The 22,555-nt window shown below is 38.7% G+C and carries 18 protein-coding genes and 1 pseudogene; 4 read left to right on the top strand and 15 right to left on the bottom strand.

Features of this window, described 5'->3' with window-relative positions:
* Window positions 1–24: 24 nt before the first annotated feature.
* The gene (locus tag CGC63_RS02460) at window positions 25–273 is read left to right on the top strand and encodes a helix-turn-helix domain-containing protein (protein ID WP_004221196.1); all 249 of its coding nucleotides are present in this window, start codon (window positions 25–27) and stop codon (window positions 271–273) included.
* Between the two features lie 191 nt (window positions 274–464).
* Here the strand turns inward: CGC63_RS02460 and tnpA are convergent.
* The 4 genes and pseudogenes from tnpA to CGC63_RS02435 all read right to left on the bottom strand — a co-directional run.
* Window positions 465–674, bottom strand: a pseudogene (tnpA, locus tag CGC63_RS02450) (IS200/IS605 family transposase); the annotation flags it as partial.
* Window positions 675–864: 190 nt separating this feature from the next.
* Window positions 865–2,241, bottom strand: a complete 1,377-nt coding sequence (gene rlmD / locus CGC63_RS02445) for a 23S rRNA (uracil(1939)-C(5))-methyltransferase RlmD (RefSeq protein ID WP_009247173.1) — start codon at window positions 2,239–2,241, stop codon at window positions 865–867.
* A 67-nt stretch (window positions 2,242–2,308) separates the two neighbouring features.
* Window positions 2,309–3,256: a 3'-5' exoribonuclease YhaM family protein gene (locus CGC63_RS02440; protein WP_004221203.1), complete on the bottom strand. Its 948-nt coding sequence runs from the start codon at window positions 3,254–3,256 to the stop codon at window positions 2,309–2,311.
* Window positions 3,257–3,269: 13 nt separating this feature from the next.
* Complete coding sequence (locus CGC63_RS02435; RefSeq protein WP_004221207.1) at window positions 3,270–4,547, bottom strand: S1C family serine protease; 1,278 nt, start codon at window positions 4,545–4,547, stop codon at window positions 3,270–3,272.
* Window positions 4,548–4,739: 192 nt separating this feature from the next.
* Between CGC63_RS02435 and CGC63_RS02430 the strand changes: the two genes are divergently transcribed.
* The 3 genes from CGC63_RS02430 to CGC63_RS02420 are packed head-to-tail and all read left to right on the top strand — an operon-like array spanning window position 4,740 to window position 9,247.
* Window positions 4,740–7,118: an endonuclease MutS2 gene (locus CGC63_RS02430; RefSeq protein WP_004221209.1), complete on the top strand. Its 2,379-nt coding sequence runs from the start codon at window positions 4,740–4,742 to the stop codon at window positions 7,116–7,118.
* A gap of 12 nt (window positions 7,119–7,130) precedes the next feature.
* Window positions 7,131–7,835, top strand: coding sequence for a response regulator (locus tag CGC63_RS02425; RefSeq protein ID WP_004221211.1), 705 nt, complete (start codon window positions 7,131–7,133; stop codon window positions 7,833–7,835).
* The gene (locus CGC63_RS02420) at window positions 7,832–9,247 is read left to right on the top strand and encodes a sensor histidine kinase (protein ID WP_004221213.1); all 1,416 of its coding nucleotides are present in this window, start codon (window positions 7,832–7,834) and stop codon (window positions 9,245–9,247) included. The genes CGC63_RS02425 and CGC63_RS02420 overlap by 4 nt, the downstream gene beginning before the upstream one ends.
* A 54-nt stretch (window positions 9,248–9,301) precedes the next feature.
* Here the strand turns inward: CGC63_RS02420 and CGC63_RS02415 are convergent, their stop codons facing one another.
* From CGC63_RS02415 to rd, 11 genes are all read right to left on the bottom strand, one after another.
* Window positions 9,302–10,999 (bottom strand): AAA family ATPase, encoded by a 1,698-nt coding sequence (locus CGC63_RS02415; RefSeq protein WP_004221215.1) that lies wholly within the window; start codon window positions 10,997–10,999, stop codon window positions 9,302–9,304.
* 51 nt (window positions 11,000–11,050) lie between these two features.
* Entirely contained in the window at window positions 11,051–11,551 is a 501-nt protein-coding gene (locus CGC63_RS02410) for a tRNA (cytidine(34)-2'-O)-methyltransferase (RefSeq protein WP_004221221.1), read from the bottom strand.
* Between the two features lie 26 nt (window positions 11,552–11,577).
* Entirely contained in the window at window positions 11,578–12,564 is a 987-nt protein-coding gene (locus tag CGC63_RS02405) for an AIR synthase family protein (RefSeq protein ID WP_009247177.1), read from the bottom strand.
* Between the two features lie 148 nt (window positions 12,565–12,712).
* Window positions 12,713–13,423, bottom strand: coding sequence for a 3'-5' exonuclease (locus CGC63_RS02400; protein ID WP_004221229.1), 711 nt, complete (start codon window positions 13,421–13,423; stop codon window positions 12,713–12,715).
* The gene (gene nth, locus CGC63_RS02395; protein ID WP_004221232.1) at window positions 13,420–14,073 is read right to left on the bottom strand and encodes an endonuclease III; all 654 of its coding nucleotides are present in this window, start codon (window positions 14,071–14,073) and stop codon (window positions 13,420–13,422) included. The genes CGC63_RS02400 and nth overlap by 4 nt, the downstream gene beginning before the upstream one ends.
* A gap of 14 nt (window positions 14,074–14,087) precedes the next feature.
* Entirely contained in the window at window positions 14,088–15,821 is a 1,734-nt protein-coding gene (locus CGC63_RS02390) for a B12-binding domain-containing radical SAM protein (protein WP_004221234.1), read from the bottom strand.
* A gap of 58 nt (window positions 15,822–15,879) precedes the next feature.
* A complete protein-coding gene (locus CGC63_RS02385) occupies window positions 15,880–17,178 on the bottom strand; it encodes a cation:proton antiporter (protein ID WP_004221236.1) in 1,299 nt (432 codons plus the stop codon).
* 98 nt (window positions 17,179–17,276) lie between these two features.
* Window positions 17,277–19,412 carry an anaerobic ribonucleoside-triphosphate reductase gene (gene nrdD, locus CGC63_RS02380; protein ID WP_009247180.1) on the bottom strand — a complete coding sequence of 712 codons (2,136 nt, stop codon included), beginning with the start codon at window positions 19,410–19,412 and terminating at the stop codon, window positions 17,277–17,279.
* Window positions 19,413–19,827: 415 nt separating this feature from the next.
* Entirely contained in the window at window positions 19,828–21,192 is a 1,365-nt protein-coding gene (locus tag CGC63_RS02375) for an MATE family efflux transporter (protein WP_004221242.1), read from the bottom strand.
* 18 nt (window positions 21,193–21,210) lie between these two features.
* The gene (gene dapF, locus CGC63_RS02370) at window positions 21,211–22,044 is read right to left on the bottom strand and encodes a diaminopimelate epimerase (protein WP_004221244.1); all 834 of its coding nucleotides are present in this window, start codon (window positions 22,042–22,044) and stop codon (window positions 21,211–21,213) included.
* A 100-nt stretch (window positions 22,045–22,144) separates the two neighbouring features.
* Complete coding sequence (rd, locus tag CGC63_RS02365; protein WP_004221246.1) at window positions 22,145–22,309, bottom strand: rubredoxin; 165 nt, start codon at window positions 22,307–22,309, stop codon at window positions 22,145–22,147.
* Window positions 22,310–22,555: the final 246 nt, after the last annotated feature.

Here is a 22,555-nt window from a genome sequence, read left to right as displayed (position 1 = left end):
AATGGTATTGGAGGTGAACTGATAGTGGCTGAAACAGAAAAAATGGATATTTCCTACATCGGGCCTATCTTCAAAAAATACCGTGTAGATGCAAATCGAACACAGGAAGAGGTTGCGGAAAAAGTGGAAATTACCGCCCGCTTCCTTATGGCTTTAGAGAACGAGGAAAAGCGTCCAAGCATCGATATTCATTTGCGTCAGTATATGCGACTGAACGACCGTGATAAATCTGTTATCCGCACAGCAATTCAGGAGATGCTGAACAACAGATAAGAGACTGCCACCTTTCACGGAAGGTGGTTCTTTTTCTCTGTCTATTAGGATTTCTTCAGGTGATCCCTTCTGGATACGCCGCAGTGACATAATCCATACGCCACCAAGAGGACAGATGTAGTTCCTTTGCGATGGTACCAATCGCTGGATAGCATTGTCCCTGTGCATTGCTCCGGTCTTTCAAATACATATTTCGGAGGTATTCTTACAAACATATGTATATGATCTGGGCACGCTTCTGCTTCTATTATTTCAATCCCTTTTCTCTTACATAGTTCACTTAAGATATGTCCAATATCTGCTCGTATCTGTTTATAAATAACTTTTCTTCTATATTTTGGTGCAAATACAATATGGTACTTACATTCCCACTTCGTATGTGCTAAACTATTTTTGTCCATTAGGATAACCTTCTTTGTATAATTTTGTGCGGTTGGCGAACCTACACTTATTATACAACAGGAGGTTTTTTACTTGAAGCTAAAGCTATCTGGGAACACACCTGCATAGCAGGTGGTTTATTGGTTTTCTTTGCCCCATTTTTTGCTCGATTTACGCTCAAAAACCACAACATTTTATGGTATAACCGTCCTATTTCCTCTTATCACCACAATACATCATCAGAACAACCGTCTCCACATGCACACTTCCCGGAAACATATCGCACACAGCCACTTTCTCCACCTGATACTCCTTCTCACACAGCACCTTCAAATCCCTCGCCAGTGTAGCAGAGTCACAGCTTACATACACAATTCTCTCCGGCTTCATAGACAACATGGTTTCAATCAGAGCTCCATCACAACCTTTTCTTGGCGGGTCCACTACAATCACATCTGCATATACACCATCTTCTTTATATTTTGCAGGCAAAACTTCTTCTGCCTTACCCACAAAAAATTCCGCATTTTCAATGCCGTTAATCTCTGCATTTTTTCTTGCATCTTCAATCGCCGCCGGAACAATTTCCACACCATAAACTTTTTTCGCTTTCTGTGCCAAAAACAGAGAAATTGTACCAATTCCACAGTATAAATCCCAGACCGTTTCCTTGCCTGTAAGTCCTGCGTATTTCAACGCTGTCCCATAAAGTTTTTCTGTCTGCACAGGATTTACCTGATAAAATGAAAGAGGAGAAATCTGATATTTTACCTCTCCAATATAGTCTGTAATATAATCTTTCCCCCATAAAGGTAAAATTTCATTTCCTAAAATCACATTGTTACGCTTTGTATTTACATTTAAGGTAATGCTTGTCATTCCGGAAATATCTTTCAGTTTCTCTACCAGTCCTGCCGCATTTGGAATTTTCCTTCCATTTATAATAATACAAACCATAATTTCCTTTGTTTTAAATCCATACCGGATTAAAATATGGCGAACAAGCCCTTTACCGGTAACTTCATCATAAGGCTCAACATGATTTTCTCTCATGTAATCCAGCACTGCATTTAAAATTTCTTCGTTTACCTCAACTCCCAAATAACAGTTAGTATTCGGAATAATAGAGTGGGTTCTTCCTGCATAAAATCCTGTAATCAGATTTCCTTCCTTATCTTTCCCTACCGGAAACTGTGCCTTGTTTCGATAGCGCCATGGATTTTCCATTCCTATTACTTTTTCGACTGGAATATCAGAAAATCCGCCTATCCTCTCCAGATTTCCTACCACTTTATTTTTCTTAAATTCCAACTGTTTTTCATAAGTTAAAAACTGTAACTGGCAGCCTCCACAGGCTCTTGCCACAGAACATTTCGGCTCTGTTCTGTCTTTGGAAGCCTCTAACACACGTACAAGCCTTGCATACCCATAATTTTTCTTCATTTTCATAATTTTAGCTTCTACCACATCACCAATTACTGTGTCTTTAATAAACAGAGTATAACCCTCTGCCTTTCCAATTCCTTCGCCGTCATGCCCCATATCTTCGATTTTTACTGTTACCAAATCATTCTTTTTAAATTCCATAAACTCTCCTATCTGAAAAGAAGGAGTTGCTGCATGAAAAACTCCATGCAACAGCTCCGCTTTAAAATTACTCGCAACTTGATTTTCTAAAATTAGACTCGAATAACCGATTATATCCCAGCCATTCCTTCTGGTTTGGCGCTGCTGCAAAAATTTCTGTCAAAGTTTCCATTTTTGCGTCTGTATTATCTGCCATATTAAGAGCAACTGCTTCTGCAAGTGCCGGTTTTTTCGGTGAACCATATTCCAGCTCCCCATGATGCGCCAGAATGCAATGCTTTAATTCACTTTCCAGCTTATAAGGAAATCCCGGAATTTCCTTTGCCTTATCATGAATCATCTCTGCACCAATCATAATATGCCCTAAAAGCTGTCCGTCATCTGTGTAATCATTCATAGGAAATGCACTGAGTTCTTTTGTCTTTCCAATATCATGAAGAAGGGCTGCAGTAATGAGCAAATCTTTATTTAAAATACTATAAGTTCCACAGTAATAAAGACACAGATTTGCCACACTGACGGTATGCTCCAAAAGTCCACCTATAAAACCATGATGTACACTTTTGGCTGCTGAATTTCCTTTAAAAGTTTTAACAAATCCAGCATCTTCCTTAAAAAATGCTAACAGCAACTGATGAAAATACGGATTTTTTATCTGATTAATCATTCCCAAAAGTTCCTGATACATTGTCTCAATATCTTTATTACTAACAGGAAGATAATTTCCCGGTTCATATTCTCCCTCAGAAGCTTTTCTGACTCTTTTAATACTCACCTGAAGATTTCCCTGAAAACTGGTAACATCTCCCACTACATCAATATAATCTAAAGCATCAAACTCATCAATCCCAAGAGAATTTGGCTCCCAGATTTTTGCATCAATCGTTCCTGTCTTATCCTGTAAAATCACATTTTCATAAGATTTTCCATTCTTTGTCACTGCTGCCTGTTTATGTTTGCATAAATAAATCCCTGAAAGTTTTTCTCCTTCATGAAGTTCGCTGATAAATCTCATTTTCCTATCCTTCCTATCTCGCCTGCAGCGTCACATCAAAGTCCACTTCTACATATCCCTCTGTTCCCTGACGCATGGCTTTTACTTTAATTGTCTGTCCTGCTTTACAGAATTTCAGCTGATGCCGGTAACCTTTTACAGTTTCTATTTTTTCACCATTCAGCTCTATAATTACATCGCCATTTTGAATTCCCACCTGCATTGCCGGAGAATCTACCTCTACCTGTTCTACAAAAACACCAATCGGTATCCCTTTCTTTTCAGAAATATCCTTGGTAATACTTTTACCTGTGATGCCCAAATAAACAATATCTTTTGTTTCATCGGACAAAATCTGTATCATCTCTTTTACTTCCGAAACGCCAAGTCCGGTTACAAGATTTTGCGTATCTTCTCTGGCAAAAGACTGCGCAATCAAACCAATCACTTCGCCTTCTAAATTCAACAAAACGCCGCTTCCCAGACTGCTGCCTGCAATATCTGTAGTCAAAAGACTATATTCTGCATCTGTTTTTGATATAGTATTACAGGTTGATGTAATAATTCCATATCCAACAGAGTCACTATACCCCATAGGGCTTCCAATTGCAAGAACAGGTTTGCCTTGTTCTACTGCATAGGACTCTCCCAATGGTGCTATAGTAATTACTTCTTTTGTCTCAGCTGAAATCCCTGCTTTGGGAACTTTTAAAATAGCAAATCCTGTATTGGTATCACCTTTTAAAAATCTGGCATCTGTAACTGTCCCATCATAAAACACAACCTGTATTCTGTCTACGTTTTCTACAATTCTGTATTCTGTCAGTACAAAAAGCTCCTGTCCACTTTCTGCCACCAGCAAACCTGAAATTTCACTTTCATAAGGTGTCTGAAACCATTCTTCATCATTTTTACTTCCTCTTACTCTTACCATAGATTTTTTAGCTTCTTGGGCAGTGGCAAAAACGTCTGCAAACAATTTCTGATACTTCTCTGGTGTAAGTTCTTCTTCTGCAGCCGGTTGCGAACCAGCTTCGGAGCTTTGTTCTTCTGGTATATTATTTTTTGTGTTTTCCTCGCTGTTCTCTGTATCAGATGGAAACTGTATTTGTGACTGTTCTTGTTTTCCCTCTATGTTTTTTCTAATTTCCGGGGCTGCCAATAATAAAACTGCCGATGCTGCCAGTCCAAAAAGTCCCCCGGATGCCAAAATCCTAAGAATATGTTTCATTATTTTCTTTTTATCAATGGGTTTTTCTTTGATCGTTTCTTTTAGAAATTCATAAGATTTTTCTTTTTTCTTTTGCTCCATGTCACTCACTCCACATAAAACTATATTTTATTATAACAAAAGTTTATGAACTTTTCATGAAGATTACACAAAAAATTCTAATACTGTCCCTTTTCTTTCTTCTTATTTTAATGTAAAATAGGACATAACTTCCTATTTTTTCTAATAGAGATGTTTTATCAACTATAATGGAATTTAAATAAGGTGATTTTTATGAATGAAAAAGCTTTAAAAACTTTAGAATATAGTAAAATTATTCAAATGCTGGAAAACTTTGCCACATCTTCCTGTGGAAAAGATTTGTGCCGAAATCTTACCCCTTTGGATAATTTAAATGAAATTGAAATTATGCAGCAAGAAACTGCTGATGCATTAGCAAGAATTTATCAAAAGGGTTCTCTTTCCTTTGGGGGAGTAAAAGATATCAGAGGTTCCTTAAAACGTCTGGAAATCGGCAGTACCTTAGGAACAGGAGAACTGTTATCCCTTTGCAGCCTTTTAGAAAATACAAATCGTGCGAAAGCCTATGCAAGACGAGAAAATGCAGAAGAAAAGCAAGACTCCTTAGATGGTATGTTTGAAATTCTTCAGCCTCTGACACCACTGGCTTTGGAAATCCGCCGCTGTATTTTGTCAGAAGAAGAAATTGCAGATGATGCCAGCGCCGGCTTAAAGCAAATCCGCCGTTCTATGAAGAATACCAATGATAAAATTCACAGTCAGCTATCTTCTTATGTCAGTGGTTCTGCCAGAACTTATTTACAAGATGCTGTTGTTACCATGCGAAACGGTCGCTACTGTATTCCTGTAAAAGCAGAGCACAAAGGACATGTTCCCGGTATGATTCACGACCAGTCTTCTACAGGCTCCACTGTTTTTGTAGAACCTATGGCTATTGTAAAGCTAAATAATGATTTAAGAGAATTGGAAGTAAAGGAACAGGCTGAAATTGAAATTATTCTTTCTAATCTAAGCCAATATGCCGCTGAAAATCTGGAAGCTATTGAAGATAATTTAAAAGTCATGACACAGCTTGACTTTATTTTTGCCAGAGCTCTTTTGGCAAAAGCACAGAATGCTACAGAGCCACGCTTTAACACAAAAGGAATTATTGATTTAAAGAAAGCTCGCCATCCTCTGATTGACAAGCACAAAGTCGTGCCTATTGATGTTCGTCTGGGCGAAGATTTTGATCTTCTTGTTGTAACAGGTCCTAATACCGGCGGTAAAACTGTTTCCTTAAAAACAATCGGTCTTTTAACTCTCATGGGACAGTCAGGACTTCATATTCCTGCTTTTGACAATTCACGCCTCAGCATTTTTAAAGAAGTTTACGCTGATATCGGTGATGAACAAAGTATTGAACAGTCTCTCAGTACCTTTTCTTCTCACATGACAAATGTAGTACGTTTTATTGAAAAAGCAGACCGTGACTCCCTGGTTCTCTTTGATGAGTTAGGTGCAGGAACAGACCCTACCGAAGGCGCTGCGCTTGCCATTGCTATTTTATCTCATCTTCATGCACAGGGAATACGCACTATGGCAACCACTCACTACAGTGAGTTAAAAGTATATGCACTCTCTACTCATGGAGTTGAAAATGCTTCCTGTGAATTTGACGTAGAAACTCTGCGTCCTACTTATCGTCTGCTTATCGGTATTCCGGGAAAAAGTAATGCCTTTGCCATTTCCGGCAAGCTGGGGCTGCCTTCTTATATTATTGATAAGGCAAAAGAGCAAATCAGTCAGGAGGATGAGTCCTTTGAAGATGTTCTATCAACTTTGGAGCAAAGCCGAAAAACCATCGAAGCCGAAGAAGCCGAAATTGCCCGTTATAAAACAGAAATTGAAAGTCTGAAAAAACAATTAGAAGAAAAACAGGATAAACTTGAGCAGCGAAAGGAACGTATCCTCCGTGATGCCAATGAAGAAGCACATCGTATTTTGCGAGAGGCAAAAGAATATGCAGACCAAACCATGAAAATTTTCAACAAAGCCGGAAAAGAGTCTATGTCTGCAAAAGAATTAGAGCAAAAACGTTCTGAACTTCGTAAAAAAATGGATCAGACAGGCAAAAAAATGGCTCTTAAAACACCGGAAAAGAAAAAGTCTACACTTACTGCCAAGGATATTTCTCTGGGAGATGCTGTAAAAGTATTAAGTCTGAATGTTAAAGGAACCATAAGCTCTAAACCGGATGCAAAAGGAATGGTTTTTGTACAAATGGGAATTCTTCGTTCCAAAGTACATTTATCAGATTTGCAATTAATTGATGAACCGGTTATTACCGCACCATCATTACAGCGTACCGGTGCAGGTAAAATACGAATGAGCAAATCTGCTTCTATCCGCACAGAAATCAACCTTCTGGGAAAAACCGTAGACGAGGCTATTGCAGAATTAGATAAATATTTAGATGACGCCTATCTGGCTCATTTAAACAGTGTCCGTGTTGTTCACGGAAAAGGTACCGGTGCACTTCGAAAAGGCGTGCACAACTATTTAAAACGCTTAAAATATGTAAAAGATTTTCATCTGGCAGAATTCGGTGAAGGTGATGCCGGTGTTACAATTGTAGAATTCAAAAAATAAGGGGGAGTATATATGGTAACTAAACAGAAAATTCTTATCGTAGACGATGACAACAATATTGCTGAATTGATTTCTCTGTATCTGACAAAAGAATGTTTTGATACCCATATCGTCAATGATGGAGAAGCAGCTTTAAATGCTTTCTCCTCCTTTGCCCCAAACCTCATCTTACTTGACTTAATGCTTCCGGGCATGGACGGTTATCAAGTATGCAGAGAGATACGGCAAAAATCTAATGTTCCCATTATCATGCTTTCCGCAAAAGGAGAAATCTTTGACAAAGTATTAGGTTTGGAACTGGGTGCAGACGACTATATCATTAAACCTTTTGACTCCAAAGAACTGGTCGCCAGAGTAAAAGCTGTATTAAGACGATATCAACCAAATGTAGCTCCGGCAACACAACCTTCGGGAAAATATGTGGAATATCCTGACTTAGCAATTAACCTGACAAATTATTCTGTAATCTATTATGGAAAACAACTGGATATGCCTCCAAAGGAATTAGAACTTCTCTATTTTCTTGCATCTTCTCCTAATCAGGTATTTACAAGAGAACAGCTTTTGGATCATATCTGGGGATATGAATACATTGGCGATACCCGTACCGTGGATGTGCATATTAAACGTCTCAGAGAGAAAATCAAAGACCACCCTTCTTGGGCGCTTTCCACTGTGTGGGGAATAGGCTATAAATTTGAGGTCAAAAATAAATGAAAAAATTCCTTTTTGTAAAATTTATAACTGCTATGATTTTTCTCGGTATTCTCGGATTTACTACAATTTCTCTGGTAGGGACAGATTTAGTAGAAGATCATGTAGAAAGTGTATACAGCGGACGTTTATATCGGGAAGCATCAAAAATAACAGGACAACGTGCTATAAAATATTATCAAAACATAGACACCCCTACTGAGTTTTATGCTTCTCTCTGTTCTTCCGTTTATGAAAAGGAAGAAATTTTACTGATTAGTCCAAAAGGAAAAGTTCTGATGGATACCTCTCAAAAATTCATTGCAGAAGACTTTCCAGAGTTAAAATCCTTTGACCCTGGAAAGTCTAGCGGTTCTTATTATCAAATAGGTGATTTTTTCGGATATTTTCAGGAAGAGCAGTTAAGTGTTATGGTTCCCGTTACCGTCAACATGCAGGTAAAAGGTTATGTTTCCATGCATTTACCGATGTCTGTTCTTTGTCATCAGAGGGATAGCCTCTTAGATACTATTCATATTTTATTTCTATTGTTTCTGGGAATTATGATGCTTATTATCCCTATATTTTACATTATGATTAATCGTCCTCTTAAAAAAATCATACAAGGAGCAAACACGTTTGCATCTGGAAATCTCAAATACAATATTCCTTTAGATAAAGAAGATGAGCTAGGATATTTGGCAATGACTTTAAATTATATGTCTGATGAATTGGATATGACAGGAAATTACCAACGAAAATTCATCTCCAATGTATCTCATGACTTTCGTTCTCCTCTTACTTCTATAAAAGGTTACACAGAAGCAATTTTAGATGGAACAATTCCTCCTGAAATGCAGGAAAAATATTTAAAAATTGTCGTATATGAAACAGACAGACTTTATAAACTCACACAAAGTATGCTTACATTAAATAACCTGGATGAAAAAGGCCGTCAATTAGATTATTCTGATTTTGATATTAACCGCACAATCAAAACTACCGCAGAAGCCTTTGAAGGAATTTGTCGTGACAAACGTATTTCCATTGAGCTCTTTCTTACGGGGCAAACACTGTTCGTTCATGCTGATATGGGACAAATTCAGCAGGTTTTATACAACCTTATTGATAATGCTATTAAATTCAGTTCTCCTGACTCCATTATTAAAATAGAGTCTACTTTAAAGCATGAAACCGTTTTTATTTCTGTAAAAGATACGGGATGTGGAATTCCTAAAGAAAGTCTTACAAAAATTTGGGACCGATTTTACAAAATTGATTCCTCAAGGGGAAAAGACAGAAAAGGCACAGGGCTGGGACTTGCCATTGTCAAAGAAATTATCAACTCACATAAACAGAATATCAATGTAATCAGTACGGAAGGTGTGGGAACAGAGTTTATCTTTACTCTGCAAAAAAGTGTCAGTGAAAATTAAAGAGAGTATAAAGTATGAAAAAGAGGCTGTAATAAAAACAGCCCCTTTTATACTTTATACAGATACTTCCATCATCACTCTGCAATTTTTCACGTTACATGCAATCCCATATTTTAAAATTTTATGAACTCCATACTGGTGCAAAGCTTCTGTATATCTTTTATCCACAATCTGCTTCAACGCTTTACGACACTCTTTCTCTTCTTGCCCTATCTCTGCATATTTTACCTCAAGTACAATACCCACATCTGCATCATCAATAAAAATTTGTATATCGCTGAAGCCATCTCCCGACTCCCTGTTTGATACCACAGACCATCCCTCTTTAAAGCCCAAAATCCCCAAAAGAATACCATGATAAAAATTCTCTTTCGTAGGTTTTTGAACAAACGTATCTCTTACACTGACTGTCTTTCGCATATATTCTGTAAATATCTTTTCCACTTTTTCCGCTTCTCCGTACAGAAGTGCATTGCAGAAATCGTTTAGCATGTTTCCATCCTTTTCCACATTCTCTTTAAACAGTATAAGAATATGCTCTGTAATAATATTGCGAATTTCTCGATTAGGAATAGCCAAATTATATCGATTTCCGTCTGCTTTTCCTCTCTGTGTAAGATATCCTGTCATAAACAATGCGCTCCAAAGGTTCTCCATAGAAGAATATAACTCTTTATATGTTAAATTTTGCTTTATTTCTTTTTGTACAGTTCCTCCATTCACCAACTGCTCCAGTTCTAACCTAGTCACACTTTTCTCATTTCCCACATTATTGATAAAATGATTTAAAACATCATTCCCGCTGGTATTTATCCAATAATTTTCCGGAGGTAAAGTTGGATTATTAAGATGACTGCTGCAATAGTTAATAACATCCCATGGACAATATACATCTAAGTCCCCAAAACGATATCCATCATACCACTGTTTGACAATTTCATAATGCGTATCCTGATTGTAATAATGCAGAATTTCTCTTACCTCTTCATCTGTAAAACCAAAATATTCATCGAAATCAACATCTGTTATAGAATATACTTTAAAATTATTCAATCCTGTAAAAATACTCTCTTTTGCTATACGCAGACATCCCGTCAAAACTGCAAACTTCAAACTGTCATTAGTTTTCAGCACATTTTCAAGCATATTTCTAATAAGAAGTACCATCCTATCATAATAGCCATTTTCATTTGCCTTTGCCAAAGGTACATCATACTCGTCAATCAGAACAATGACCTTTTCACCATAATAAGTCTCCAGTAGTTCTGTAAACTCCTGTAAACTGTTTGTTAAAGTATCTTCTTCCATTTTTCTGTTAAGGAGTTCAGAAAAAATCTCTTGATACTCTTTTTCAAGATATTCTATTCTCAAAAAGGACCTCAAGCGCCTTGCTTCTCGATTAATAATTTTAACAAGCTGTGCTTTTGCTTTATCAAAATTTTCTGCATTCACACTTTTAAGGCTAATAGAAATCACAGGAAATTTTCCCATATATTGCTCACATAACTCTTTATTCTTCGCAATATAAAGCCCATCAAACAACGTCTGATTTGTTCCGATTTCAAAAAAACAGCGAAGCATACTCATGCTCAATGATTTTCCAAAGCGTCGAGGTCGGGTAAATAAATTTACTTCTCCCCATTGCCCAAGTAATTGTTCAATCAATTTTGTTTTATCTGCATAGTAAAACCCTTCACTGCGTATTTTTTCAAAATTTTCAATTCCTATGGGTAATTTTAATAATCCTGACATTCTTCACACTCCTTTCTGAAAACACTTTTCCAGAATTCATCCGTGTATCATTTACTTCCATTCATATTTTGTCAGATGCCCCTCTAACCTCATGTGGTCAAAGTTATTCTGACGAAGCGCCTCATACAGCACAATGGCAACAGAATTACTCAAATTCAAAGAGCGAATATCCCCAATCATGGGAATTCGGATAGCTGTTTCCTGATTTTCCAGCAAAATTTCTTCCGGAATGCCTGCGCTTTCCTTTCCGAACATAATATAGCAGTCTTCTTCATATTCTACGTCTACATAAGTCTTCGGTGCCTTTGTAGTTGCCATGTAAACCTTGGCGCCGGGATTTCTGTCCAGAAAATCCTGATAATTGATATACGTTGTTACATCTAAGTCCTTCCAGTAATCCATTCCTGCTCTTTTTAATGCTTTTTCATTTAGCTGAAATCCCAAGGGCTCAATAAGATGCAGTCTTGTTCCTGTTGCAACGCAGGTTCTTCCTATATTCCCTGTATTTGCCGGAATTTCAGGCTCAAATAATACAATATTTAATTTTGCCACTTTTCTTTCCTCCGAATATTTTCCACCTACTGATAGATTTTATACAATTCATCACTCTGCGGTTTATCTAAATAACGGGTATCTTCACCGTTTCTTAAAATTCTGTCGTTTCCGTCTGTCGCTTTACCTACTACGGCAGCCTCAATACCAGCCTGTTTTAGCTTTCTTACAAGTCCGTATCCGTCTTTTGCGGCAATCATCATAGAACCGCTGGACATTAAAATATAAGGATTTAATCCTAGCACTTCACAGACCTCTACGGTTTCCTGACGAATAGGAATTTCTTTTAAATCAATGTCAAGACCCACACCGGAACCGCTTCCCATTTCCCACAGAGCGCCAAATACACCGCCCTCGGTAATATCGTGCATAGCAGATACGCCCCACTCTGCGGCAATTTTTGCCTCCGGAATAACGGAAAGATATTGGTCGAATTTTTTTGCAGTCTCCACAAAAGGCGGCGCAAAATGCTCCAAAAGCAAGCTTTCTTTTTCCTTTGCCGCAATAGAAGTCCCTTCCAGACCAATCCATTTTGTCACCACAATATCATCTCCGGGCTTTACTGAAGCTGTGGTAAGCACATTTTCTTTTTTCATTTTTCCTACACCTGTAAGAGAAATCAACGTCTGCTTTACCACATCCGTAACCTCTGTGTGTCCGCCCAAGACCTCCATATTCAGCTCTTTACAAGTTTTTTCCACATCCTGCATTATCTCCTTTAGCTGTGCTTCCTCTGTGTCAGGTGTTAAAAGCATTGTCAGCATAATTCCCACAGGCTCTGCACCGGAAGCTGCTAAATCATTGGCTGTAATGTGAACACTATGTCCTCCGATATCCTTCGTTGTCCCTGTAATCGGGTCACAGGACAGTACAAAAACTTCCCCTTCTTCAAGCTCCATTACCGCACAATCCTGTCCCACGGCAGGTCCTACTAAAACCTCATTTCTGCGATGCCCTACCTGCTTTAAAACAGAGCGAATTAGCACAGGCTCCGGCAATTTTCCTATCTTCATGTTCTGACCTCCATTGCTGTATATATCAACTGTATCATCCAAAAGCATACATTGCCATAGGAATTACCATTGCCAAAATAATCAGTCCTGCCAGTATCGCAGCAAATATTCTGTTCCTTTTTGATTTTTTCATATTCATCATATCTCTTTACCTCACTATTTTCCCGTAGGTACTCAATATCTTATCAATTTCTCGAGATGCCTCGTTCTTTGTAAGACTGTCAATTTCCACATTCAGCTCTATTCTATGATATTTTATTAAATCCTGCAAGTAGCGTTTTTGCGCCGCTGTTACAGGACCTTGCTTCTTTACTTTATAGATAAGTGCATTTGGTACAAAAAGCTTTGGCTGCTTCTCTTCAAATTCTTCCCGTAATCTCTCATATAAAAGATACGTGGTTCTGGCATCCTCCAATGCCCTGTGCGCATCCTTTTGAGGAATTTCATAGTGCATGCGGAGATTTTGCAGACTCCTGCTTGGAAGCTCAGGCAGAAGCGCTCTTGCCAGCTTCAAGGTGTCCATTCCCTTTTTCTCAAATACCATTCCCGCATTCACTGCCTGATGCTTTACGAAACTGTAATCAAACATCAGATTGTGCCCCAAAAGAGGTAATTCTTCGCAAAAATCCAACAATTCCCCTAACGCCTGTGCAATAAGAGGTTTTCCCTGTACCATATCGTTGGAAATCCCCGTAAGCTCTGTAATCCTGTCAGGAATTTCCATCTGGGGATTTATCAGCGTTCCGTATTCACCTACAACCTCTTTATTCCGCACCTTTACAGCGCCGATTTCTATAATTCTGTCCTTAGAAGGCTCTAAGCCTGTGGTTTCTAAGTCCAGCGCAACGTATTCCATCATAATTTCTTCCTGCTTTTCTTTTGTTTTTCCTTATATTCCTTACAATATTCTGTCAAAAAGCACTCCTCACATTTCGGTGAACGTGCAAAACAAATCTGCCTTCCAAAAGTAATAATCTGAATATTATAAAGTATCCAATGCTCCTTTGGAAGCACCTTCATTAAATCCTGTTCTATCTTTTCAGGGTCTTCCTCCTTGGTAAATCCCAGACGTTTGGAAATTCGCTTCACATGGGTATCAACCACTACACTGGGCTCATGAAAAATGTTTCCTCGAATAACATTTGCCGTTTTTCTTCCCACTCCCGGAAGGCTTACCAAATCCTCTAAGCTCCTTGGAACTTCACCGCCATACACCTGACAAATCCTCTGAGCACAGCCGATAATGTTTTTCGCCTTATTGTGATAAAAACCCGTAGGCTTAATATCCTGCTCCAATTCTTTTAAATCTGCCTTGGCAAAAGCCTGCATATCGGGATATTTTACAAATAAATCCTTTGTCACAATATTCACTCTGGCATCTGTACATTGTGCGCTTAACATCGTGGCAATTAACAGCTGTCCCGGATTTTCGTGGTTTAAATAGCACTTATATTCTCTTGTATAAACCTCATCCAGCTTATCCAAGATTTCCTTTGTTCTCTTTGTCATAAGTCCTCCGTTTTCTAAAGCGTTACAACGTGCATGGCAGCATCATTGGTCAAAGGATTTCTATTCCTATAATCAAACAGCACAGGATAACTTCCTTTCTCCGCTTTTCCTTCCGGCACATTATAGGAAAAAATTTCAAGATGCGTCATCTTTTCTAACTGTTTTGGTTGATATCCTGCATAATCCTGTAAAACTTCCGGCGCTTCCGCTTCTTTTGTGTAAAATTCCTGTATCTTTTCCTTATACGCTTTTCTATCCGCCGCCCATACCGGTCTTGTCTTTAAATTTTCCCTTGCATAAAGGTCTAAAATCATCAATTCCTTAAAGTAAGAAAGATTTTCTACTTCTCTTTCTTCTAAAAATTCCATCAGTATTTCGTATCTTCTTATTCTGGAATGAGAAATACCAAAATATCCCTTTTTCTCATAAAAGTCCGCCAGCGTCTCGTACATGGAAAAAGCATCTGAGAAATAACCCTCCATGGCTTTCATGGTATGGCGGAACTGTCCGCTGTTATAATATACCTCTACCATGTCCTCAATTCCTTTTAATCTGCAAATTTCTCCATAGGACAGCCACTTTGTCCCCAATACCTCATAAGGCTCCTTCCCTTTGCATACACATCCATAATCTTTTGCCTTCTCATTCATGTAAGAACCCTTTAACAGCTTTAAAAATCCAAGCTGAAGCTGTTCCGGCGCTAAAGCATACACATCACAAAAAGACTTTTTAAAGCTTTCATATCCCTCATAAGGAAGTCCTGCAATCAAATCCAAATGCTGATGGACATTTTTTCCTTCCTGTACTTTTTTCACTTTTTCTGAAATCTTCTCAAAACTGGTCTTTCTCCTGATTTCTTCTATGGTTTTCGGATTGGTGGACTGTACCCCGATTTCCAACTGGATAAGCCCCGGACGCATGGTGTGAATAAGCTGAATTTCTTCCTCGGTAAGCAAATCCGCCGCAATTTCAAAGTGAAAATTCGTTATGCCGTTATCATGCTCATGAATATAATTCCAGATTTCAAGAGCATGTTCCTTTTTACAGTTAAAGGTTCTGTCTACAAATTTCACCTGCGGAACTTTTGCATCAAGGAAAAACTGCAATTCCTCTTTTACCAGAGAAAGACTGCGAAATCTCAGCTTCTTATCAATAGAGGATAAACAATAGCTGCAAGAAAAAGGACATCCTCTGCTGCTTTCATAATAAATAATTTTATGTTCAAACAGGGAAATATTTTTATACGGAAATACCAGCTTATCCATATCCATGATTTCACGGAAAGGATTTCTCACAATCTCCCCGTTTTTTTGAAACACAATTCCCTTAATATCAGCCAGTGCATCCTCCTCTTTTTCATGAACATAATGCTGCACCAGCTCCAGAAAAGTTTGCTCTCCCTCACCGCACATAACTCCGGTAACCTCCGGCAGCTCCTGCAAAAATTTCTCTGCATCATAAGAAACCTCAGGTCCTCCTGCCCAGATAACGGTTTGCGGCAAAATTTTCTTTAAGTCGCATATCAGCTCCTTCACAAAAGAAATGTTCCATATATAGCAGGAAAAGCACAACACCTTCGGCTGTTTCTTATAAATACTTTTTAAAATTTCATCCTTTTGCTGATTAATTGTATATTCTCCTATTTCCACATATTTTTCATATTCTCTGCAATAGGATTTCATGCTGTATACTGCCAAATTTGAATGTATATATTTTGCATTTACTGCCGCTAAAAAAACTGCTGCCATTTTTTCTCCCTCTAACAAAGGAGAGTTGCCGCATTAAAATGCTACAACTCCCTTTCTCTTATTTCTTATCTTTTATTGTTACGTAACGAGACTGTTCTTTTTCCATTTCCTCGTCATATTCTTCTAACTGTTTCATCAAATCACTTTCTACAAAATCATTGCCTTCGTCCTTATGGTCTTTTTCGCTGAAAGTCATTTTTAAAAGAATTGGTGAAATAATCGTCGTAATTACTACCACAATAACAATCGGACCCATTAAATCAGCGGAAATCAGTCCAATGGCATTTCCCTTTGCCGCTACAATCAAGGCGACCTCGCCTCTGGAAACCATACCTGCACCAATACGTATACAGTCTTTATTGCTGTATTTGCAAAGCTTCGCACCTGCACCGCAGCCCACTACCTTTGTGAGAACAGCAACGATTACCAAAGTAACCGCAAATCCTATAATCATCGGGCTCATGCTTGGAAGCTCTACCTGCAAACCGATATTTGCGAAAAATACAGGCGATAAAAGGATATAAGATAAAATTCCAAATCGTCTTGCAATATAAGTCGTATGGGTTGTCTTTGTAATAATAAGTCCTGCAAAGAATGCGCCGGTAATGTCTGCCACTCCAAAGAATTCCTCTGCACAGTAAGAAAACAGTAAACAGATTACAAATGCCAAAATAACGAAACGCTGTAAATCTCTTTCATATCCCTTCACCCATTTCTGGAAGATAATGTGAAGCAGGTATCCGCCCACTCCCACAAAGATAAAGAAGCCGATAATCTTAATAAATACCAGAGCAACATTTACAGATGAGTCTGCTAAGCTGGTAATGATAGTCAACGCCACAATACCTAAAATATCATCAATAATCGCTGCGCCTAAAATAGCATTTCCCGCTTTTGTATTCAGTTTTCCCATTTCTTTTAAAGTTTCAACCGAAATACTTACCGATGTTGCAGTGAGAATAACACCGATAAACACATTCTGTAAAATTACGCTTACATCTGCCGCCGGCTCCAGCATACCCGGTCTGTTAAAATACGCTGCCACTGCAAATCCGCCTAACAGCGGAACAATTACTCCCAGCAACGCAATTACAAAGGAAGCTTTTCCACTTTTCTTCAATTCATCAACATCTGTCTCCAAACCGGCACAGAACATCAATACAATAACGCCGATTTCAGAAACCTGATAAATGAAATCTGTCTGATGCAGTACGCCGATACACGCCGGTCCTAAAATCAAACCTGCCAAAAGAGCACCTACTACCTGCGGCAGCTTTACTCTTCTTGTAATAAGCCCAAATACTTTCGTACTCAGCAAAATTAATGCCAAGTCTAACAAATATCCATACGATTCCATATTTCTTATCCCTCTGCTTTTCTAAAATTTTTATAAAGTCAAAAATATGGTATCACAATTTTTTCAAAAATGAAACAAAATCTTGAAGAAAATCTTTCTTACATAGACTTACGTTCTGCGATTTCAGCCATCTTTGCCGTATTTAAACGAGTATCCCCATGCACACGACTGTAAGACAGGTATCCGTTCATTCTGTCAATTTTTGTCAAGTTCTTAGAACCGCATACCGGACACACATCCATTTCCAATTCTTCGTGTCCGCAATCATCACAATATGCAAGAGAAAGATTGACTCCCTCATAATAACCCAAATCCATAGCACGTCTGACTAAGGCACGGATTGCATCCACATTATACCCGATAGGGTAGCGCACATACTGAATTTTTCCGCCGTTGCAAAGCTCCCAAAATCTACCTTCACAATCCTGCTTTTCAATCGGAGTGATGTCTTCTGTTACATGACAATGGAAGCTGTTACTTACATAAGGTCTGTCAGAAACCCCTTCCACAATACCGTATTTCTTTCTGAACTGTTCTACCTGAAGTCCGCAGAGGCTTTCTGCCGGTGTGCCGTAAATTGCATACAGATTACCGTCTTCCTTCTTGTACTGCTCCACCTTTTTATTGATGTACTGAAGTACCTCTAACGCAAACTTTCCATCTTCACGAATGGATTTACCGTTATACAGCTCCTGAAGCTCGTTTAAAGCTGTAATACCGAAAGATGCCGTCATAGGCTTTAATAACGGTTTAATCTTATCAGAAGGTTTTAAATTACCGCCGTAAAATCCGCCTTCACAGTAAGCAAGAGGATTGGTAGATGCTTTCATCTCTCCTAAGTAATCATAAGTACGGATATGAAGATTGCGGATCATTTCCAGATAAAAGTCAAGCACTTCATAGAAATCCTTGTCCTCTGAACGTGCCTTTGCCAAAATCATAGGCAAATGAAGACTTACCGCACCTACATTAAATCTTCCCACAAATACAGGAACATCATTGTCATCTGCCGGTGTCATACCGCCTCTTTCATACCAAGGGCTTAAAAAGGCTCTGCATCCCATAGGACTGATAACTTTCTTATATCGCTTATACATGCTGGATATGTATCCCTTTCCGCTTAAAGAAAGCCAATCCGGATACATGGTCTTTGCGGAACAGGAAATTCCAGCTTCAAAGACATCCTCGCCTTCCTTTCCTTCTCCATGAATATTTTCATCATATAAGAATACGATTTTCGGAAACAGCACCGGTTTTTTGTGCCCTTCTTTTCCCTGTCCCTCTTTATGTACTTCTAAAAGAGAAATACTGCACATTTTCTCAAAACGTTCCATTCCCAGCCCCAATGTCACGGTAACAAAAGGATAATCGCCTCTGGAAGAACCAACGGTATTTAATTTATATTCAATTCCCTGCCAGCCCTGATCAAAATCACGGCGAACCTTGTCCATGGCATACTGATGTGCTCTCTCCTTTGCAGGCGCCCAGTCAGCATCTACGTATTTCAAGAATTCCTCGCAATATTTGTGATAGCTTTTCTCTGCATAAGGCGCAAGGATTTTATCTACCTCCGGTACAGTAAACCCGCCATACTGCTGCGCTGCCGTGCTTAAAATAATGTCTCCCATAACGTCAAAAGCAGTGTCCAGCGTCTTTGGCTCGTTATACCATACATTTCCCATTTCAAAGCCGCCCCGCAGCACGTTTGCCACGTCAAACAGACAGCAGTTCATGGTGTCCAGACGTGCGGATTGGTCATGAATATAAATATATCCGTCTTTACATGCCTGAAGCTCGTTTCTTGTCATAAAGAATTTTCGATACAATTCTTTGTTTAATTCATTGAAAATAAGACTTCTCTTTGTAGCAACGAGAGCACTGTCTGTATTGGCATTGCTCTTATCGCCGATATATCGGATGGACTGGCTCTTTGTATAAACCTCATCCATCATGTGAATAAAATCATGTTTGTAATTGCGGTAATCACGGTAGCTTTTTGCAACCGCAGGATTTACCTTTTCCAGTGCTCCCTCTACAATATTGTGCATATCCTGAATAGAGATTTCTTCCTTCTCCAAGGACTGCGCTTTTTCCTCTGCGTATTCACAAAGAAAATCAATCTCATCCTTTTTAAAGTCATACATAATTCTGGATGCAGATTTGTTCACTGCACGCACAATTTTCTGGATATTGAAATCCTCTTTTGTTCCGTCTTTCTTAATTACATACATCATCACTTTCACCTCATAAACTTTTGTAACACTATATCTGGTATTTCATAATATTTTTTCACTTTTGTTTTCACAACATTTTGTATTCCACAGTATACCATTTTTTCTTCCGAAAAGAAAGGGGAAATATTGCACAATTCTGTACCATTTATATCCATTTTCCTTTTCAAATCCATTGTTTAACGTGTTTTTAACACTCCGAGGAAGATAAAAATTTTTTATTTTTAAAGGAAAAACATGGGTTTTTCAGGTTATGGAAACCAAAGTCGATTTTACATTATCCAAAGTGCACAATTTTCTTTTTGTCAAGAGCATTTGATAAAAAAGATTGCATTGCTGCGCATCCTTGCGGAGCATTTTTGTTTCATAGGACGCAATTTCCTATGAAACAAAAAAATAAGAGGTTTCCCCCTTATTTTTATCGTGTCACGTTATTTAACCATTTATAAGTTTTATACCGATATATGGAAAACGGTATTTTAATAATTTCATCACTGCACAGCAGAATATACACCCAAGGCATTGGAATTCCAATGACAAAAGCTCCCACTGCCGCTCCTAAAATAGAGCAAAGCCACATAACGCCCACATCCAAAATCAGTCCAAACCGTGTATCTCCGCCGGCACGAAATACCCCTACAATCAAAGTAGTGTTAATGGATTGTCCCACTACATAGTAAGACATAATAAACATCATAGCTGTAAGATAGCTTTTTGCCAGCGGTGTCAGGTTCAGCATACTTCGCACAAATGGGGAAATCGCCAATATGAGCAATCCGCCGCCGATACCGCATACAATGGCAATTTTGACGAATTTCTTTCCGTATTCCCTTGCCAGCTCTTCTTTTTTCTCACCAATGGCTTTTCCAATCATAATTGCCGTTGCACTGGAAATACCAAATCCGATAACCATAGAAAGCTGTCTGCACACCTGCGCCACAGAATGAGCTGCTACCGCAGAGCTTCCCAAATGCCCTACAATCGCTGAAATCGCAGCCATTCCCGCTCCCCATGCAATTTCATTTAAAAGCACAGGTAAAGCATAGGTAAAGAAATCCTTTGAAAGCGCTTTATCCTTTACAAACCAGTCCTTAAATCGGATTTTCACCACATGGTTTATTTTCACTGCATAAAATACCACAATCACCACTTCAACGGCACGGGAACAGAGTGTTCCGAGAGCCGCCCCTGCCGCTCCCATAGCCGGTGCCCCGAAAAGTCCGAAAATAAAGATTGCGTTTAAAACAATATTTGCCGCAAGAGAAGTTCCATAGACAACTGTCGCTATGACAACTTGCTCAATGCTTCGTATAATGTTTAAATATACATTTGTAAAGGCTGACAATACATAAGAAAACGCCACGATTTTCAAGTAACTGACACCTGCGGCAATTACTGCTTCATCCGCCGTAAAAATACGCATTAGCTGATACGGGAAGAAAAATGCCGCTGCCGCAAACACAATTCCCGCCAGAATGGAAATGCGAAAAGACATTCCCATGACCTTTTCAATGGTTCTCGTATCCTTTTTCCCCCAGTACTGCGCAGTCAAAACACAGGCGCCGGAGGTAAGCCCAAAATACAGCAGGGATAAAATAAAGTAAATCTGATTTGCCAGCGATACTCCCGACAACGCCGTTTCCCCTACTTTTCCCAGCATAATAACGTCTGTGGAGGTCACTCCTACATTAATGAGGTTCTGAACCGCCATAGGCATAACCAGACGAAATACATGGGAATAAAACCTCTTATCCTCAAGACTCATCCTTTTTGTAAAAATCATTTTCCTTCAATCCTTTTCTTAAATTTCAATTTCACCTTCAAACACAACCTCTGCGGGTCCTGTCATATAAACAAAGTTTTCTGCTCTGTCCCAGAAAATTTTTAAATCTCCGCCCAAAAGTCTTACGGTCACTTCATCTTCTGTATATCCGTTTAAAACAGACGCTACTGCCACAGCACAGGCTCCTGTTCCGCAGGCTAAGGTTTCCCCGCTTCCTCTCTCCCATACGCGCATTTCTACGGTCCTCCTGTCAATCACACGGACAAACTCTGTATTTACACTTTCCGGAAATGCTGTATGTTTTTCAAATTTCGGTCCGATTTCCTCCAAAGGGAGACTTTTCACATTGTCTACATATACCACTGCATGAGGATTTCCCATGGATACGGCTGTAATCTCATAAATATCCTGTCCTACGTTAAACGGCTGACTGATAACCTTTTCCCCGTCATAAATCATAGGAATTGCTTTTGTTTCCAGTACAGGCTCTCCCATGTTTACACGAACCTGTTTTACCTTTTTATTTTCCACTGTTAAATCCAGATACTTAATACCGCTCTTTGTATCCACAGAAATACGTGTTTTATCTGTAAGACCATAGTCATACACATATTTTCCCACACAGCGCATTCCGTTTCCGCACATTGCGCCCTGACTTCCGTCAGCATTATACATTTCCATTTCAAAATCCGCTTTTTCTGACGATTTAATTAAAATCAATCCGTCAGAGCCAATTCCAAAATGTCTGTCGCTAATTCTTCTGGATACCTCAGAAGGGTTTTCTATATGCTCCTGAAAACAATTTACATAAACATAATCATTTCCAATTCCCTGCATTTTTGTAAACTTCATATCTCATGTCCTCCTCATTCGTTTTTGTTAATCCAACCCATTTTACCACAAAAAAACAGGCTCTGAAAGAACCTGTTTTTGTTTCATCTTTAAATTTAACTTATGCTTCTTCAGGAACAAATTCTTCTTTTCCTAATCCGCAGATTGGGCACACCCAATCTTCCGGTAAATCTTCAAAAGCTGTTCCCGGTTCTACTCCGTTATCCGGATCTCCTAATTCTGGGTCATATACATAACCACATGGTTCACATACGTATTTCTGCATAATGAATACCTCCTGTTAAATTTAGTTTTCATATTTTGATTAATTTTATACATATTATGCTGCGAATAACTTTCTGTCTTCGCTTTTTCTATTGTAACACATCTTTTCAAAATATTCCAGAGTAAATTTGTATAGTTTTGTATTTTTTTATACAAGATATAGCGCTCTATGCGAAAAGAACCTGCTCCGCAGGCGCCGGAACAGGTTCTTCTCGCATGACATCCAATAGATGATTGCAAATCTATT

It is taken from the genome of Blautia hansenii DSM 20583 (assembly GCF_002222595.2).
Taxonomy (GTDB): Bacteria; Bacillota; Clostridia; order Lachnospirales; family Lachnospiraceae; genus Blautia; species Blautia hansenii.
This window is presented reverse-complemented; position numbering and strand designations above follow the sequence as displayed.